General features: G+C 34.4%; 19 protein-coding genes. 11 read left to right on the forward strand and 8 right to left on the reverse strand.

Annotated elements, in window-relative coordinates:
- Positions 1–92: 92 nt before the first annotated feature.
- The 5 genes from AABL87_RS02085 to AABL87_RS02105 all read right to left on the reverse strand — a co-directional run bounded on the left by AABL87_RS02085 (position 93) and on the right by AABL87_RS02105 (position 5,524).
- Complete coding sequence (locus AABL87_RS02085) at positions 93–1,172, reverse strand: hypothetical protein (RefSeq protein ID WP_341276878.1); 1,080 nt, start codon at positions 1,170–1,172, stop codon at positions 93–95.
- A gap of 89 nt (positions 1,173–1,261) precedes the next feature.
- Entirely contained in the window at positions 1,262–1,960 is a 699-nt protein-coding gene (locus AABL87_RS02090) for an RluA family pseudouridine synthase (protein WP_006256767.1), read from the reverse strand.
- A 77-nt stretch (positions 1,961–2,037) separates the two neighbouring features.
- Entirely contained in the window at positions 2,038–2,856 is an 819-nt protein-coding gene (gene panB / locus AABL87_RS02095) for a 3-methyl-2-oxobutanoate hydroxymethyltransferase (RefSeq protein ID WP_006256766.1), read from the reverse strand.
- Between the two features lie 57 nt (positions 2,857–2,913).
- Positions 2,914–4,095 (reverse strand): SH3 domain-containing protein, encoded by a 1,182-nt coding sequence (locus AABL87_RS02100; protein WP_006260812.1) that lies wholly within the window; start codon positions 4,093–4,095, stop codon positions 2,914–2,916.
- Between the two features lie 4 nt (positions 4,096–4,099).
- Complete coding sequence (locus AABL87_RS02105) at positions 4,100–5,524, reverse strand: L-serine ammonia-lyase (RefSeq protein WP_006256764.1); 1,425 nt, start codon at positions 5,522–5,524, stop codon at positions 4,100–4,102.
- 406 nt (positions 5,525–5,930) lie between these two features.
- Between AABL87_RS02105 and dnaK the strand changes: the two genes are divergently transcribed.
- From dnaK to AABL87_RS02125, 4 genes are all read left to right on the forward strand, one after another.
- Complete coding sequence (gene dnaK / locus AABL87_RS02110; protein WP_006256763.1) at positions 5,931–7,826, forward strand: molecular chaperone DnaK; 1,896 nt, start codon at positions 5,931–5,933, stop codon at positions 7,824–7,826.
- A 130-nt stretch (positions 7,827–7,956) separates the two neighbouring features.
- Positions 7,957–8,193, forward strand: a complete 237-nt coding sequence (locus AABL87_RS02115; RefSeq protein ID WP_006256762.1) for a hypothetical protein — start codon at positions 7,957–7,959, stop codon at positions 8,191–8,193.
- Positions 8,194–8,197: 4 nt separating this feature from the next.
- Positions 8,198–8,542 carry a type II toxin-antitoxin system RelE/ParE family toxin gene (locus AABL87_RS02120; RefSeq protein WP_006256761.1) on the forward strand — a complete coding sequence of 115 codons (345 nt, stop codon included), beginning with the start codon at positions 8,198–8,200 and terminating at the stop codon, positions 8,540–8,542.
- A gap of 83 nt (positions 8,543–8,625) precedes the next feature.
- Positions 8,626–9,783, forward strand: coding sequence for a hypothetical protein (locus AABL87_RS02125; RefSeq protein ID WP_016649688.1), 1,158 nt, complete (start codon positions 8,626–8,628; stop codon positions 9,781–9,783).
- 42 nt (positions 9,784–9,825) lie between these two features.
- Here AABL87_RS02125 and AABL87_RS02130 read toward each other — a convergent pair whose 3' ends face one another.
- Together AABL87_RS02130 and AABL87_RS02135 are read right to left on the reverse strand one after the other, a co-directional pair.
- The gene (locus AABL87_RS02130) at positions 9,826–10,314 is read right to left on the reverse strand and encodes a GNAT family N-acetyltransferase (RefSeq protein WP_341276879.1); all 489 of its coding nucleotides are present in this window, start codon (positions 10,312–10,314) and stop codon (positions 9,826–9,828) included.
- A gap of 2 nt (positions 10,315–10,316) precedes the next feature.
- Positions 10,317–10,691 carry a hypothetical protein gene (locus AABL87_RS02135; protein ID WP_131541090.1) on the reverse strand — a complete coding sequence of 125 codons (375 nt, stop codon included), beginning with the start codon at positions 10,689–10,691 and terminating at the stop codon, positions 10,317–10,319.
- A gap of 82 nt (positions 10,692–10,773) precedes the next feature.
- Between AABL87_RS02135 and AABL87_RS02140 the strand changes: the two genes are divergently transcribed.
- The 4 genes from AABL87_RS02140 (at position 10,774) to pdxY (ending at position 13,557) form a co-directional block, all read left to right on the forward strand.
- Positions 10,774–11,040 carry a Crp/Fnr family transcriptional regulator gene (locus AABL87_RS02140; protein WP_341276880.1) on the forward strand — a complete coding sequence of 89 codons (267 nt, stop codon included), beginning with the start codon at positions 10,774–10,776 and terminating at the stop codon, positions 11,038–11,040.
- Positions 11,041–11,049: 9 nt separating this feature from the next.
- Entirely contained in the window at positions 11,050–11,346 is a 297-nt protein-coding gene (locus tag AABL87_RS02145; protein ID WP_341276881.1) for a Crp/Fnr family transcriptional regulator, read from the forward strand.
- 90 nt (positions 11,347–11,436) lie between these two features.
- On the forward strand, positions 11,437–12,504 hold the full coding sequence (locus AABL87_RS02150; RefSeq protein ID WP_341276882.1) for an SDR family oxidoreductase: 1,068 nt from the start codon (positions 11,437–11,439) through the stop codon (positions 12,502–12,504).
- 195 nt (positions 12,505–12,699) lie between these two features.
- A complete protein-coding gene (pdxY, locus tag AABL87_RS02155; protein WP_341276883.1) occupies positions 12,700–13,557 on the forward strand; it encodes a pyridoxal kinase in 858 nt (285 codons plus the stop codon).
- Between the two features lie 64 nt (positions 13,558–13,621).
- Here pdxY and AABL87_RS02160 read toward each other — a convergent pair whose 3' ends face one another.
- Entirely contained in the window at positions 13,622–14,545 is a 924-nt protein-coding gene (locus tag AABL87_RS02160) for a GNAT family N-acetyltransferase (protein WP_341276884.1), read from the reverse strand.
- Positions 14,546–14,666: 121 nt separating this feature from the next.
- Here AABL87_RS02160 and AABL87_RS02165 point away from each other — a divergent pair, with 121 nt between their 5' ends.
- The 3 genes from AABL87_RS02165 (at position 14,667) to AABL87_RS02175 (ending at position 17,316) form a co-directional block, all read left to right on the forward strand.
- Complete coding sequence (locus AABL87_RS02165; protein ID WP_341276885.1) at positions 14,667–15,488, forward strand: helix-turn-helix domain-containing protein; 822 nt, start codon at positions 14,667–14,669, stop codon at positions 15,486–15,488.
- Between the two features lie 659 nt (positions 15,489–16,147).
- Positions 16,148–16,645, forward strand: coding sequence for a DNA-deoxyinosine glycosylase (locus tag AABL87_RS02170; RefSeq protein ID WP_341276886.1), 498 nt, complete (start codon positions 16,148–16,150; stop codon positions 16,643–16,645).
- Positions 16,642–17,316, forward strand: coding sequence for a DUF2461 domain-containing protein (locus tag AABL87_RS02175; protein WP_006256751.1), 675 nt, complete (start codon positions 16,642–16,644; stop codon positions 17,314–17,316). The genes AABL87_RS02170 and AABL87_RS02175 overlap by 4 nt, the downstream gene beginning before the upstream one ends.
- The last annotated feature ends 37 nt before the right edge of the window (positions 17,317–17,353 follow it).

Here is a 17,353-nt window from a genome sequence, read left to right on the forward strand (position 1 = left end):
TGTAAAAAGTGAAGATAATATTTTTTACTTATCTATGAAATGGGATTCGTTTTTTTATAATAATTTATATTGATGTAGTATGCTTAGTGTTATTATAACTTTAGGTCATAGATGGATACGCCTTTTTCATTACATGATAAGAACTGTTGAGCGGTAGTGTTATATGTATAAGTACGAATAGTATCATCTTGATAAAGTACTTCTCCTATCTTAGATACGATATATACCCCTTCATCTAAGTTAACTAATACGAAAGCATCGAGTATAGCGTCAAAGTACATAGCGTTGTATTGGATACCTTTATGTTGTAGTTGTATTTTATCTAATAAGGTAGCTTTGTTTTTTTCCAATAGGTAAAGGTGTATTTCATCTAAGGTATCCTCTGTTGCTTCTTCCTCTTCTTCTGTATAAGGGCTGTGTTCTACGGCAAGAATATTATTGCTTACCCAGCATATTTGTCTTGATTCATGTTCTCCTCCATGAACGATGATATCTTGTATTCTAGGGTTGGTGATAAAATTACAGACATCATAAGCATTGATACAATCAAAAGAACCCCATACCCATCCTACACTTGCGAAGTATTGATGATTAGGAGATAATAGTAACTTACCATAGAAATAATCATAGGTGCTCGGCCAAGCTAGTTTATTGTGTTCTTTATGAGTTTTATAAAACTCGATATGCTTCTCTTCTGCAGCGTCTTCTATTAAAGATTTAGCAGCAGTTAGTACTTGACGAGTATCTAAATTCATGATTTGTACATGGTTCCAATCATCCGCATAGATGATATGAGGTATTTCATTAGCATCTTTATACAGTGCGATAGGGTACTTCGTAATATTAGCGTAATAATCCCCTCTCCATAGATGTAGTCGGTATTCTTGTTTAGGATTAATGATATAACCATGACGTTTAAAGTCGTTTACGATAACGATAATATCATCTAAAGTATAGATAGAAATAGGAGCAGTGAGGTCAAATCCGTCATCTGTATACCCCATACTATCTTGTAAAGTAGATACTAGGGTAGTTTTGTCTGTCTGAAAGTTATGTCTTGTTACATCTCCATTGCTCAGTACCATCACTATTTCGTCAGTATTAGATAGTGTAGAAGCGAGTATGGTGTCATCAGTCAGCTGTGTATAGCTATATTTCTTTTCTATTTGCATACTTTATAATTTATAGCGAAGATACGAAGTTGACCAATAGGAGATTATAGAAATACAAAAAGCTATTCAGAAATGAATAGCTTTTTGTATTATTTTGGTTCTATATTATTCCATATTACTTCATCAGGAGTAGGAGCTACTATAGTAAGTGTTTCTTTTGTCACTGGATGGATAAAGGTAAGCTTACGAGCATGTAAGTGAATACCTCCATCAGGATTACTTCTGTCTGCTCCATATTTTAGATCTCCTTTAATAGGGCAACCTATAGCTGATAGCTGGCATCTTATCTGATGGTGACGTCCTGTGTATAGATCTATCTCTAGAGTAGAATAGGTCTTTAGTTGGTGAAACATTCTATAGGTTAGCTTTGCCTTTTTACTATTAGGGACTTCTTTATTATGTGCTTTAGAAGTATTGTTCTTAGGGTTTCTAACTAGGAAGTGCTCTAATGTGTCCTCTACTTTAGGGGGAGCATCTTTTACTACTGCCCAATACGTTTTTTGTGTTTCTCTGTTCTTGAATGATTCGTTTAAGCGACTCAGTGCTTTAGATGTTTTTGCAAATACTACTAATCCAGAAGTAGGACGGTCTAAGCGATGTACTACGCCTAGATAAACTTCTCCAGGTTTATTGTACTTCTTTTTTAAGTATAATTTTACTATTTCGCTTAGTGGCATATCACCTGTTTGGTCACCTTGTACGATATCGCCTACGCGTTTATTAATGACGATGATATGATTATCTTCATGTAATACTTGTAGGTTTTCGGGTGTAGAAACAATCTTCATTTGTAATAATTTGAAACAAAAATATCCTTTTTATATGTAAAAAGGATATTCTTTGTATTTTAAATAAGTAAGCTTTCTTAATACTGTTCGTTTTCATTCGGAAAATCAACAGACTTAACATCTTCAACATATTGAGATACTGCATTTTTCATATCTTCAAAAATGTTCATATAACGACGTAAGAATTTAGGGCTAAATTCGTGAGTAAGTCCTATCATATCATGTACTACTAATACTTGCCCATCTACACCATTACCAGCACCGATACCGATAACAGGGATAGAAATACTCTCAGCAACTTTCTTTGCTAAAGCAGCAGGAATCTTTTCTAGTACAAGAGCAAAACACCCTATCTCTTCTAACATTTTAGCGTCTTTGATCAGCTGATTAGCTTCTTCTTCTTCTTTAGCTCTTACGGTATAAGTACCAAATTTATAGATAGACTGAGGAGTAAGTCCTAAGTGGCCCATCACAGGGATACCTGCATCTAAGATACGTTTAATACCGTCCTTAATCTCTTCTCCACCTTCCATCTTTACTGCATGAGCGCCACTTTCTTTCATGATACGAATAGCTGAACGCAATGCTTCTTTAGGATCAGATTGGTAAGAACCAAAAGGTAAGTCCACAACAATTAGCGCTCTGTCAGCTCCACGTACTACAGACTGTGCGTGATAGATCATCTGATCTAATGTAATCGGTAGAGTAGTCTCATGACCAGCCATTACATTACTAGCAGAATCTCCTACAAGCATTACGTCAACTCCACCTGCTTCTAATACTTTAGCCATAGAGTAGTCATAACATGTTAACATTGATATTTTCTCTCCGTTGGCTTTCATATCTATTAGCGACTTAGTTGTCACTTTTTTATAGTCTTTTTTTGCTACAGACATTTTTCTTGTTTTTTTGGGTTATTGTAAAATTGTTATTTCAGAATAAAAAGAAGAGAATTAGCAGAAGTAAATCAATTCTACTTTACTCAGCTTACCTTCTGCAAATGAAAATTGGTATACCATATCTCCAGCTGCTATCTGATACGCTTTTTCTAAAGGAAGAATTGTATTAATAAGGCCTTTTCCTATTTCTAAAAATTCTTTTTCTGTTGTATTTTCATTCACGATGCTGTTGTTGATCTTGAATCCAGCATCATTTTTTATTTCTATTATTCTTAACTTATATGTTTTATTGACATCATGTCCAATACATTCAGCTGTATGGAATATTATATTGCTCTCATAGTCTCCTAGAGCACAATCATCTAAGTTAGAATAACTCTCTTTTATCTTCCCTAGACTTTTCTCTAATGTGGCTAAGCTAAAACCTTTTCTTGGTTCTAACACATTATTTAACGTAAAACCGAATAGTTGTTGGTTTAGCATATTTTCTATTTTGTCAGCTATTTCTTCATTATTAGGAGACACTTTTAGAACTTCTGCTTGTAGTCTAGCGATGGTTGCTTTTTCTGGACGGTTATTTTTGTCCGCATATTCAGCAAAAACTCCTAGTGCTAGTGCTGTTTCATCTTGGCTACTATTCCAACCAAGCTCTACGATACGTTGGATAAATCTCTTTTGATCTTTTGGATCAGTAGCTTTTTTATAATTTGTTATTAGATTGTTTAGGTTAGGTCTTTTACCTAAATATTTCACTGGTACATAGCCTGTATTTCCTAAGTGAGATACTTTTACCCAAGCTTCTTTATCATAAGGGTAGTAATCTATGGCTAATGGTGTACCTGTGTACAGTGTCTCTAATACTTCTGCTTGATGATTAGGAGCTTTTCTTACCTTCAGTCCACCTACTGTTGTGAATAAGTGAGGACTTCCATAATAATCATCAAAGTCTATAATCGGATTAGGAGAGGCTTCTGATGTATCTTCTGCTGAGAGCGTTTTTTTTAGATTATTAATATCTAAAATATAAGTCTCTTCTGCATAAGCATTAGTTACCTTGAATACATCTTTGTTTATTTTTTCTATATTTTCTAAATAAGCACCACGTGTATAGACTCCTATCTGAGTAGTACCATTAGCATCGTTGTAAGCTACAGTGGGTGTAGATACATAGAGTTGACTCTGTCCTAAAGCATAGGCCGAGACTAGGAAACACAATATTCCAATCGTTTGTTTCATCTGTTTAACAGTCTGATAAGTTTACAGCTACAGCAAGACCACCTTCTGAAGTCTCTTTGTATTTATTATTCATGTCTTTTGCAGTTTCCCACATTGTATTGACTACTTTGTCTAAAGGAACTTTTGCATTCTTAGGGTCAGTATCTAAAGCAAGCTCTGCTGCATTAATAGCTTTAATAGCGCCCATCGTGTTTCTTTCTATGCAAGGTACTTGAACTAGACCTCCGATAGGGTCACATGTCAGTCCTAAGTGATGTTCCATAGCTATCTCAGCTGCTACAGTTACTTGTTCTGGAGTACCTCCCATTAGCTCACATAAGGCACCAGCAGCCATTGCACTAGAAACCCCAATCTCTGCTTGGCATCCTCCCATAGCAGCAGATATCGTAGCTCCCTTTTTAAAGATACTACCTATTTCGCCAGCTACCATTAAGAACTGTTTGATTTCTTTATCGCCTGCTTTATGGTTCTCTATAACTAGATAATACATTAATACCGCTGGTATAACTCCTGCACTACCATTAGTAGGGGCAGTCACTACACGCCCAAGAGAAGCATTCACTTCATTAACAGCTAAGGCAAAACAACTTACCCATTTCAATATCTGTCTAAAGTAAACCTTTGTCTTACGAATAGTCTGTAACCATTCTTGAGGTGTGTTATAAGGGAGGTCTCCTTTCAGTTTAGAATGAGTGTCATAAGCACGTCTACGTACGTTAAGGCCTCCTGGTAATATACCTTCTGTATGACATCCGATATACATACACTCTAGCATGGTATTCCACACGCGTAATAACTCATTATGTATCTCTTCTTCTGAACGTATAGACTTTTCATTTTCATATACTAATTCAGAGATAGACATATTCTGCTCTTTACAGTAGGCTAATAATTCCGTAGCTTTTTCTATAGGGAAAGGGAAAGTAGCTTTGATCTCTTCTTTCTCTTGATTATCAGGGTTTTCTTCTTTTACTACAAATCCTCCACCGATAGAATAAAAGGTAGATTCATATAGTTCATGTTCACCATATTGTACAGTAAATGTCATTCCATTAGCATGGAAAGGGAGGAAGTTTCTATTAAATACAATGTTTTCCTTAGGGTTAAACACTACAGGCATTGTTCCTCCTAATAATAAAGACTGTGAAGCATTAATATGATCAATAATACCACTAATGTCTTCGACAGGGACATATTCTGGATCAGCTCCACTTAGTCCTAACATGACAGCTAAGTCAGTAGCGTGCCCTACTCCCGTAAGAGAAAGTGAACCAAATAAATCTATTTTCAGAGAAGAAACTTGGTCAAAGATATTGCGATCACGCAATTCTTTTAAAAAAAGCTCAGCGGCTCTCCAAGGACCTAAAGTATGCGAACTAGATGGTCCTACACCGATTTTGAGCATATCAAATACAGAAATACATTCCATAAAATAGTAGTGATTTAATAATACGAAGATAGCTAAATTCTAATCAGAGACAACTTTTAGAGATTTATTTAACGCAAGATGGGAAGGGAATTATGTGGATAGATAATTATATAGTTGTTTTATGTTTCTTGTATTGATTACTAAGTAGGAGTAGTAAGTGATGTGTTTTTTAAGGAGAGGGCTTTTTAAGGAGAGGTATCATTGTCAGTATATACTGACGTTATGTATGCTTATTTCTTATTTAAAAGAGGTGTAAATGACAATATGACATTGTTTAAAAGATAAAATGACGTAAAAACAGACAAAGTATTCAATTTTTTCTGTTGGCATAAAGATTGTTTAAGAGTAACCGAGCATGAAGCTCACGACAAAGAATTAAGTATAAAAATAAACTATAGAAAATATTATGAGTAAAATAATTGGTATTGACTTAGGAACTACGAACTCTTGTGTATCTGTAATGGAAGGTAATGAGCCAGTAGTAATCTCAAACGCTGAAGGAAAAAGAACTACACCATCTATCGTAGCATTCGTAGAAGGTGGAGAGATTAAAGTAGGTGATCCTGCAAAACGTCAGGCTGTAACTAATCCAACAAAAACAGTTGCGTCTATCAAACGTTTTATGGGAGAGAAATATAGTGAGGCTGCAAAAGAAGCAACAGCAGTACCTTACCAAGTAGTAAAAGGAGATAATGATACTCCACGTGTAGATATCGATGGACGTTTATATACGCCACAAGAAATCTCTGCGATGACACTACAAAAAATGAAAAAGACAGCTGAAGATTTCTTAGGACAAGAAGTATCGGAAGCAGTTATTACTGTACCAGCTTACTTTAATGACGCACAACGTCAAGCGACAAAAGAGGCAGGAGAGATTGCAGGATTAAAAGTAAGACGTATTATTAACGAGCCTACAGCAGCTGCGTTAGCATACGGATTAGACAAAACAGGAAAAGATCAAAAAGTAGTAGTATATGACTTAGGTGGTGGTACATTCGATATCTCTATCCTTGAGTTAGGAGACGGTGTATTCGAAGTATTATCTACTAATGGAGATACTCACTTAGGAGGTGATGACTTCGATAACGTAATCATCAACTGGTTAGCAGATGAGTTTAATTCTGCTGAAGGAGTAGATTTACGTAAAGATGCTATGGCATTACAACGTTTAAAAGAAGCTGCTGAGAAAGCTAAAGTTGAGTTATCTTCTGCTACACAAACAGAGATTAACTTACCTTATGTAACAGCTACTGCTTCAGGACCAAAACACTTGGTACAAACATTGACAAGAGCTAAATTTGAGCAATTATCAGATGATTTAGTACGTCGTTCTATGATTCCTTGTGAGAAAGCTTTAAAAGATGCTGGTTTATCTAAATCAGATATCGATGAGGTAATCTTAGTAGGTGGATCTACACGTATCCCAAGAATCCAAGAAGAAGTAGAGAAATTCTTTGGTAAAAAACCACACAAAGGAGTTAACCCTGATGAGGTTGTAGCTATCGGTGCTGCTATCCAAGGAGGTGTATTAACTGGAGATGTAAAAGATGTATTATTATTAGATGTTACTCCACTTTCATTAGGTATTGAAACTATGGGAGGTGTATTCACTAAATTAATCGAATCTAATACAACTATTCCAACTAAGAAATCTCAAGTATTCTCTACTGCTGCAGATAACCAACCATCGGTTGAAATCCACGTATTACAAGGAGAGAGACCAATGGCTAATGATAACAAAACAATCGGTCGTTTTCACTTAGATGGTTTACCACCTGCACAAAGAGGAGTGCCTCAAATCGAAGTAACTTTCGATATCGATGCTAATGGTATTATCAAAGTATCTGCTACAGATAAAGGAACTGGTAAATCTCACGATATTCGTATCGAAGCTTCATCTGGATTAACTGAAGAAGAAATCCAAAGAATGAAAAAAGAAGCTGAAGCCAATGCTGATGCTGATAAAAAAGCAAAAGAAACTGTAGAGAAAATCAACGAAGCTGATGCTATGATTTTCCAAACAGAAAAACAATTAAAAGAGTTCGGAGATAAATTATCTGAAGGAAATAAATCTAATATCGAAGGAGCTTTAGCTGAATTAAAAACAGCTTTTGAAACTAAGAACTTAGATACTATCCAACCAGCGTTAGACAAAATTAACGAAGCTTGGAAAGCAGCATCTGAAGAAATGTACAAAGCACAAGCTGAAGGTGGTCAAGCAGGTCCTCAACAAGGACAGCCAAACCAAGGTGGTGATGCTGATGGTACACAAGATGTAGAATACGAAGAAGTGAAGTAAACCCACTTATATAGTTGTAAAGAGAGAAACCGAGTCTGTATAGGCTCGGTTTTTTTATGTGGTAAATTTATAGTTAGGGAGGAATGTGTTTATTTATTTTGTGTAACTTTGTGTTGTAAATGAATTAGTTATGAGTGTAGAGGTAAAGAGACAGCAGATAGTTAAATCCCTTATGGATATTCACGATGAGGCATTGATCGACCAGATAAATGAATATGTCAATGCTCTGAAACGAGTGGAAGAGGAGATGTTTTTACCTATGACAGAAGAGGAATTAGAGAGCAGATTAGCTATATCTCGTAAAGACTATGAGGAGGGAAGGTATTATACCTTAGAGGAAGTAGAAGAGATGAGTACTAAATGGTAGTAGTATGAAAATAATATTATCTGATTTTGCAGCCAGTCAATTAAGGGATATATACTTCTATTATGTTAATCATGTCAGTGTAAGCAAGGCTAAAGAGGTAAAGGATAATATTATTAAAGCAATCAAGCAGTTAATTGATTTTCCCTATTTAGGACAGAAAGAAGGTATGATGTATAGTCGATTCGAGAGAAGGTATCTCTTAGTTTATGAGTATAAAATTCTATATGAGGTAACTGAAGAGAATATTGTTATTCTGGATATCTTTCATACTAAGCAATCTCCTCATAAGATGTATGTCAATGAAGATAGAGAAGAATATCAGAGAAATAATAGTAAACCGAGTCTGTAAAGGCTCGGTTTTTTTTGATTTATTTGTTTTTTAATGAGTATTTATTATTATATTGATTATCTGTAATTTAATAAAATATCCTTATGAAAATTAAAAGTATTTATCTGCTGTTATTCTTGATGTATGGTTTTTTTGTTTCTTATGCTCAAGTATTGACTATTCCTTATGAGGAAAAGAATGGTTGGCCTATTATTAAAGTAGAGGTAGAGGGGAAGGAATACGATTTTTTATTTGATACAGGAGCTGCTGTTGCTCTATTTGATAAAAAATATTTTGATGTAAAAAATGTTATTAGAGAAATAACACTAAGTGATATTTCTAATAAAGAAGCTCAAGAATCGTTAGTTAGTTTGGATAGATTAACTATCTCTGGCAAAGTATTTAATAATGTAATAGGGATAAATAATGATAATATGAGTCAACAACATCATTTTATGTGTGATGTGAAATTACATGGAATAATAGGAATACATATGTTGAAAAATTATATAATTGAAATAGATCCTATTGGACAGCATATTAAATTGTATAATCATAAGATGTTAGACAAAAAAGTATTTGATACACATACAAAGCATAAATATAAATCAAAAGATAATAATGGACGACCTAGTATAACTGCAATAGTTAATGGGATTAAGACACAACTCTTATTTGATACAGGAAGTACAGGATATTTAGCTATTCCTAATATTAAGATGGAGAAATTTGTTAGTAATTATAAAAATAAAGTTGTCTATAGCGAAGGAAGAAGAGGGGTATATGGACTTGAAAAAACAATTAATAAAAAAATATATTTGGCTAATGCACCTATAAAGCTTGGTAATCTTGAAATTAAAGAACAGTCTTTTATACTTGAAGATAATTTGCTTAATAATATTGGCTTTCAGTTTATAAAAGAATACCATACTTACATTGATTTTTATAATAAAATAATTTACCTAAAAAAAATAGATAATAAGTTTTATTGCGCGGAAGAGGAAATATTTAAAGGCTTTACATTAGGTTTAAATGACAATGGATGTTTTTATGTTAACTCAATTAATTCTGATAATGATTTACTCCAAATAGAGGATGTGGTATTGAAAATAAATGATCTAGAACTTCCTTTGTCACACTGTGATATAAAAGAATTTTTTAAACAGATTGAAAGAAATAAAGGAGTAAATAAAATTAGAATATTACGTGCTAATCAAGAAATGGATATTGATTATACTTATAAATTTAAGTGGAATGAATAGTAAGAGAAATGCCTTGAACAATCTGTTCAGGACTTTTATATATCACACCTCTTTCTCATAACAATTAAACACCCCTTTTCTAAACTGAACTGTACCTACTAATTGATAACCTTTTTTAGTGTAAACCGCATTAGCAGTAGTATTTAGTGTATATGCATCAAAGTGAATAGATGCATAGTTATTGTCTTTGGCGTATTGTTCTGCGAATAGAATCATCTTACTAGATATCCCTTTACCTTGTGCTTTAGGACTGACAAATAATCTATGGATAACAATAAATGGAGTAGGACTAGTCCAACGAAGATCATTATACTCTACATCATATTCTTCGTTTAAGACCATATAGGCTAAGATCTGTTCGTTTTCTGTATAGATATAAGCTTGCTTCTTTTGAATGTCATTAGAGATAATATCTTTATTAGGATAAGATTCATCCCATTGATCAATACCTTGGCTGAGCATATGTTGTTTTACTTCTTCTAATACATGTAAAGTCTGGGGTAAGTCGGTAATATCAATTGGTTTTATCATCGTTATTTTGTTTGTAGTAAAATGTCTTTTATCTCCTTGTTGTAATAATTAGGAGTACTTATTAGAAATGAACTAGGTAAGTCGACATCATACAAATCGTTATAAATAAAGGTAAAGTCTATATAGGGAGGAACAGCCAATATTACTAAATTATAGGCAATAATCGTATAGTTATCATTAATATCGGTAGTGCCTTCTAATATAGTAATTCCACTGTCTGTAATAGCATTAGATATAGTAGTCACAATGTCTTCCCATAATTCCTCTAAGTAATCAAAACTGTTATGTATATCCACGATAGCATAGTCAAACTGTATAGAGAGTGCTACTTTTTGTGGATAAGGAATAAGTAAATTTTGTTGAGATACAATCGGCATAATGTTATAATGAATAGCTAAAGGTAATCAAAAGCAGTTTTAAAAAACTTAATTTTGTTGATATGATGTTATATGACTTATTATGTTTGACCTATTAATTCAACACATTCAAGAAAAAGTACACTTGACCACAGAAGAAACGGTTCGTTTAGAAGATTATTTTACAGTTAAAAAACTAAGGAGAAAGCAATACTTATTGCAAGAAGGAGACGTGTGTAAGCACATGGCTTTTGTTGCGAAAGGAGTACTGAAGTCTTATGTGATAGACGAAAAAGGAGTAGAGAATATTAACTTCATTGGTTGGGAAGGCTGGTGGATGGCAGATTCTTATAGTTTCTTTACTGGTTAAAAAGGAGTATTGAACATTGATGCTTTAGAAGAAGTAGAATTACTGCTTATAAGTAAGGAAGACTATGATAGAATAGTGATAGATATGCCTGTGATGAGTAACTACTTTAGAATACTTTATGAACGTAGCTTAGCGAATAAAGATAGACGTATATTGAGTAATATAGCCTATAATGCAGAGGAGAAATATGCGCAAATCATTACTTGTTATCCAGACTTAGTCAACCGTATTCCACAGCATCTTTTGGCTTCTTATTTAGGTCTAACTCCAGAAACAGTTAGCCGTATTAAGAAAAAAATGAAGTAATCTACTTGATCTAGATCAAGGGATTGACTTATCTTAGGTCAATGCACAGCTATTTTACTTGCTTTAGCTTTGTCTTCAAAGAAATGAATCATGAAGAATAAAGCATTAGTAGTAGGCGTTAGTGGTATTGCTGGTAGTAATCTAGCAAAAGAACTTATCGCTCAAGATTGGACAGTATATGGATTAGCAAGAAATCCAAAAGGAATTGTAGACGGAGTCATTCCCATTGCTGCAGACTTATTAGATAGAGAAGGTTTAGCTATAGCCTTACAAGATATAGCTCCTACCCATGTTTACTTTACCACCTGGATGCGTAAGGATACAGAGGCAGAGAATATTATTATCAATGCTACTTTAGTTAGGAATTTACTAGATGTATTATCTTCTAAACAGAGCGTAAAGCATGTAGCCTTAGTAACTGGATTAAAACATTATTTAGGCCCCTTTGAATCTTATGTGAAGTCAGGTATCTTACCTATTACCCCTGTTAGAGAAGAACACCCTCGATTAGAATTAGAGAATTTCTATTATGCTCAAGAAGATGAAGTGTATAAAGCATCTGAGCGAGACGGTTTTACTTGGAGTATACATAGACCTCATACTTTGATAGGGCATGCAGTAGGTAATCTGATGAATATGGGAATTACACTTGCTGTGTATGCGAGTATATGTAAGGAAGAAGGACTTCCTATGGTTTGGCCAGGATCAGAAGCACAGTGGAATGGGGTATCAGATGTAACAGATGTAAGCGTATTAGCAAAACAGTTAGTATGGGCATCCACTACTGCTACAGCTAAGAATCAAGCCTTCAATGTTACCAATGGAGATGTGTTTAGATGGAAGTGGCTATGGGAAGAAATAGCTAATTATTTTGACATACCTTTTGAAGGGTATAAGGATACTATCAGACCATTAGAAGCAACCTTGTTACAGAAGAGTGAGGTATGGCAGACTATTATAGCGAAGCATAAACTACAAGCAATGGATCTTGATACATTAGTCTCTCCATGGCATACAGACGCAGATTTAGGTCGTCCTATAGAAGTCATTACTGATATGTCTAAGAGTAGGAAGTTAGGCTTTACAACTTTTAAACCAACAAAAGACTCTTTCACTGAACTATTCGAACAATTAAAAGTAGAACGTCTTATACCATAGGATAGAATTAAGCAGATTTCAGTCTGCTTTTTTATTGGTGTTATTTTAATCAATTTTCTTTAAACTGGACTATCTCGCTTGCTGATTATAGTTGTATTTTTGTCAAAAATAATTTAAGAAGCACAGATGTATATTTTCCTTGTCTTATGGAAGTAAATAGACAAGAGTATAGAAGTGTTTTCTCATTTCATTATCATGACAAATAACACAATAGAACCTCATATTATATCCATACAGAGTACTGTCTCTACTGGGTATGTGGGGAATAACTCAGCTAGTTTTGCTATACAGCTTCACGGAATTAATTGTGTAGCGATGCCTACCATTCTTTTATCAAGTCACACAGATAAGCCTGTTTATTATGGAGAGGCTGTACCTAAAGAATTATTCGAAAAGCTGGCTCGTGGAGTATTAGAAATTAACACAGCACAACTTACGCAGTATGTAGTAAGTGGATACTTAAAGAGCAAAGAGATAATAGATGCAACAGCGCAGTTCATTAAGCAATTAAAAGCACAGCATACCATCACCTATATCTATGATCCAGTGTTTGGAGATACGCGTACAGATGGGTTGTATATACCTAAAGAGCAGGCAGATTATTCTAAAGAACGATTATTAGCGCTAAGTGATATCTTGACTCCTAATCACTTCGAATTAGAATACCTTTTAGGCAAACGTATAACGAATGAGCAAGAACTACTAGAAGCAGTACAGACAGATGAGGTATTGTCTTCTAAAACCATTGTTTTGACTACAGCCGAAATGAAAGAGAATATTAATCATCAAGTAGAAGTCATCTTGATTAATGAAGGTAAGTTGACTCATTTTTATGCTGATAATATACCTGTAGAAGTAGTAGGAACGGGAGATTTATTCACAGGTACACTTGCTGCACAGCTGACGAAGGGGCGTACCATAGAAGTAGCTATACAGACTAGTATGAACTTCTTGTCTGAAGTATTGAGATATGTTCATGAGCATGGATTGAAAGAGATGAATGCTATGGCTATCCTACAAGCACAAGATGTACTGGCAGTAAAGTATAAATAAAACAAAAAGGCAATACGAAATACAATCGTACTGCCTTTCTTATTTATCCCTAACTATTTAGTATTTATGTATGTGATAGCGAAGCTACCATAGTCTTCTGGTCAGAGAATAAGTCTATTAGCTCTTTTGTCACCATCAGTGTGATATCGTCATCTTCTTTATATAGGCTATAAGTAGCATGTGCTATCTCAGGGCTAAACGCAAAATAGACAGTCTGTGTCTCTTCTGTACAGCATGCATCTATTATCGCATCGAGTTGTTTGGCATCGTGATCTCTTTGATAAATAGAATAGATTGTCAGTTCACTTTCTTCTTGTTCATAGATGATAATGGTATCCAAGGCTCTGCTGTAATATATAGAGTTTTTAAAACCAAAATCTAAATTAGCATAACAATAAAAGAAAGCCAACCCTACATTTTTAGTATTTAGCCTATTATAGGTATATCCATTTTTGACATATTCCTCAAATAGAGCAAGCGATGTAGGGTTATCTAAATCTAATTTCTCTAAACTCGATAGACTAGAAGGTTTTGCTTTCACCTTTAGTGTTGCTTGATACTCTTCTACAGGCACATATCCAAATTTTGGGTAGAAGTCCAATACTGTATCATTTGCAAACAAAAAGTAACCTGTTACGATGTCTTTATATTCTGCTTCTATATATTCTAATAAGAACCTTGATAAACCTTTGTTTTGATAGGCAGAGTCTGTCATCACGGTACCTAATTGTCCTGCTCTATACGTTTTATTATCCTTCGTTATTTCGAATAGGCTTAAAGTCGTATGTGCGACTATTTTATCTTCTTGGAATAAAGAATACACGATACAATCCTCTCCCCAATACCCCGATTGGTAATATCCTTCGAAGTCGAACTCCCATACCTCCTGACACATTCTATTGAACTCTTTTCGTTTTTGTTCATCATCTTGATAGTTGATATATAAGGTATAAGATGTATCTTTTATAATTACTGATTTACTGATCATATTTCTTTTTTATTTGCTGCAAAGTTCTGAATAAGACCTCGTTTATCTATTGACAGTATTGTTTTATAAATGTGCAATAAGTTGTTTTTATTGTTAACTTTGACTTATTAACTACTGTGTGATGAGTCAGCATTTCCCTATTCAGATTATAACATCGGATCGTATTATTCCTTCTTTATTCTCTACTACCGCATATAGAGAGAAAGGAATATTGTTGTCTTATTGTATGGAGGGAAGTAATGAGCTCAAAGTTGACAACCAAACAGAGATGTTCTCTGTAGGTTCTCTATTGACGGTATTTCCACAGCGTTTGTTCTCTATTCCTACTACAGAAAACAAGGGGAAGTATCTATGTGTGCTGTTTGATCTGGATAGTATTAAGGATCTTATTCTACCTACTAACTATCAGTTTTTAAACGAGTTGGTGAGACACCCTATTATTCATCTGAATGAGGGAGATCAAAAAGTGTTTATAGATTACTATCAGTTGTTGTTGGCCAATCGCAGTACAGATGCATCTGTGTTTTATCCTGATGCGATGAAGTATTTACTGTATTCTTTAATCGCTCATATTAACCGATTTTATGAACAAGATGAGGTAAAGTTGAAGCCAAGTTCGAAGAAAGAAACAACTGTTTTTAGACTGTATAATTTGGTTCATCAGCATTATTTAACTGAGCGCACAATACAGTTCTACGCTGATCAACTAAAGCTCACTCCTAAGTATCTAACGACTTTGGTACGCAGGCAGACGGGCAAGACAGTGTCTGCGATTATTAATGAGCTAGTACTCACTCAAGCGCAGTCTTACCTTATCGCAACGGATAAACCTATCTACACAATAGCTGATGAGCTTCACTTCTTAGATGCGACAAGTTTCTGTCGTTATTTTAAAAAATCTACAGGTCTATCTCCTTTGGCGTATAGACAAGCACATCTATAAGCACTCAGTTTAGAGGGAAGTATATTCATTCTTTTAGGAGTGAATTTAGAAATGCTCTTGAGACAATTTACTTTTTATATGGGGTTAATTCAATTTTATTTGAAGTAGAATCTTTAGTGAATTTTTGCAGCAGATCAGAGGAGAATAGGAGGAGAGTAAAAGAATATTTCTTGGACAAATAACCTTTCTAGTCCACCATTCTCGGGTTATTGTCCTTGTATTGTCGAAGGAAATCAAATGAAGGTCTGTATTCACTAGGGTTAAGAGCTGTTTTATGTTTTCATAGATTTGATGTTGTTTTGGTTTAATGTGTTGATATATAGTGTTTTAATTATTTTTATATGCAAAAAAAATATACCTCTTTTTTAAAATATTGATGTGATAGAAGCTGTTTTTAGGGTGTTTTTGAAAAAAAGTGAGTATATAAAATATTTTAAAGCCGTTTTTAGAACGCTTTTTTAGTGAAAAATAAAAAAAATGAAATGCTTTTTTTAATGTTTTGTTGTAGAAGGAATACTGGGCTTATCAAAAATAGGGAGTGAGCTCTAAAACAATTTTTAAATAAAATGAAGTTTAGGAAGTTGTTCTAAATTATAGCAAAATAGGCAGTAAAGAATTGATAGTTATTTCGTTGAGATAAAAATTAATATCTTTGGGATATGAGTGAAGTGAGTAGAATACATTCTTTTAAACCTGTGGTGTTTGATGAGGCTAAAGTGTTGATATTGGGTACGATGCCGAGTATTAAATCGTTAGACTTTCAGGAGTATTACGGCAATAAGCAGAATGTGTTTTGGAAGATATTATTTAGTGTTTTTCGAGAAGAGTATAGTGATGTGTATAAGGATAAGCTCGATTTGCTTCAGCGAAAGGGGATAGCCTTATGGGATGTCTTGCAGTCTTGTGAACGCAAGAGTAGCTTAGACAGTGATATCACAGCAGAAGAAGCTAACGATATCAAGGGATTACTGATAGAATATCCCAATATCCGTACAATCGTCTTCTCTAGTCAAAAGGCAAGACAATATTTCGATAAATACATAGGGCAGATAGAGGGAGTATCTTTACTAACTTTACCTTCGCCGAGTGGAGCAAATGCAAGAATGAGTTTTCAAGAGAAAGCGGCTCATTGGCAAGAATTAAAAAATAAAGTATGAAACAGTTAAAAAAAGAACATATAGATTTCTTAGTGACGTTAAGTCAGAATAATAATAAACCTTGGTTTGCAGATCATAAGCCAGAGTTCGATAAATTATTCGCTGAGGTGAAGGCTTTCTTTAAAGTAGTACACGATGAGATGTTACAGCATGATAGTATAGACCTATTACACGTACATCGCATCTATAGAGATGTACGCTTCTCGAAGGACAAGACACCTTATAAAACTTATTTTGGACTGCATTTAGGACGTACTAAACCGATGCTTAGAGGAGGATACTATGTGAATATAGAGCCAGGTAGAAGTTTTGTAGGAGGTGGCTTTTGGGAGCCTAATAAGGAAGATTTATTGCGTATCCGCAAGGAGATCGCTATGGACGATAGTGAACTTCGTGAGATTATAGCAGAGGAGCAATTCCAACAGTATTTTGGAGAATTACAAGGGGAGGAACTAAAGACAGCTCCTAAGGGATTTGACAAGGAGCATCCCGCTATTGACTTATTGCGCAAGAAACAGTATCTCGTGATGCGTTCGTTCACCGATAAAGAGGTATTAGCACCTAATTTTAAAGAGGAAGTAATCAAGACATTTATAGCGATGAGATCATTGTTTGACTATATGTCAGATGTACTGACTACTGATGTGAATGGGGTGAGTCTGTATGAGTAGAGGATTTTTGTTAAGGTGTTTTTTTGTGAAACCGTTT

This window comes from Myroides sp. C4067, from assembly GCF_038039665.1.
Taxonomy (GTDB): domain Bacteria; phylum Bacteroidota; class Bacteroidia; order Flavobacteriales; family Flavobacteriaceae; genus Flavobacterium; species Flavobacterium odoratimimum.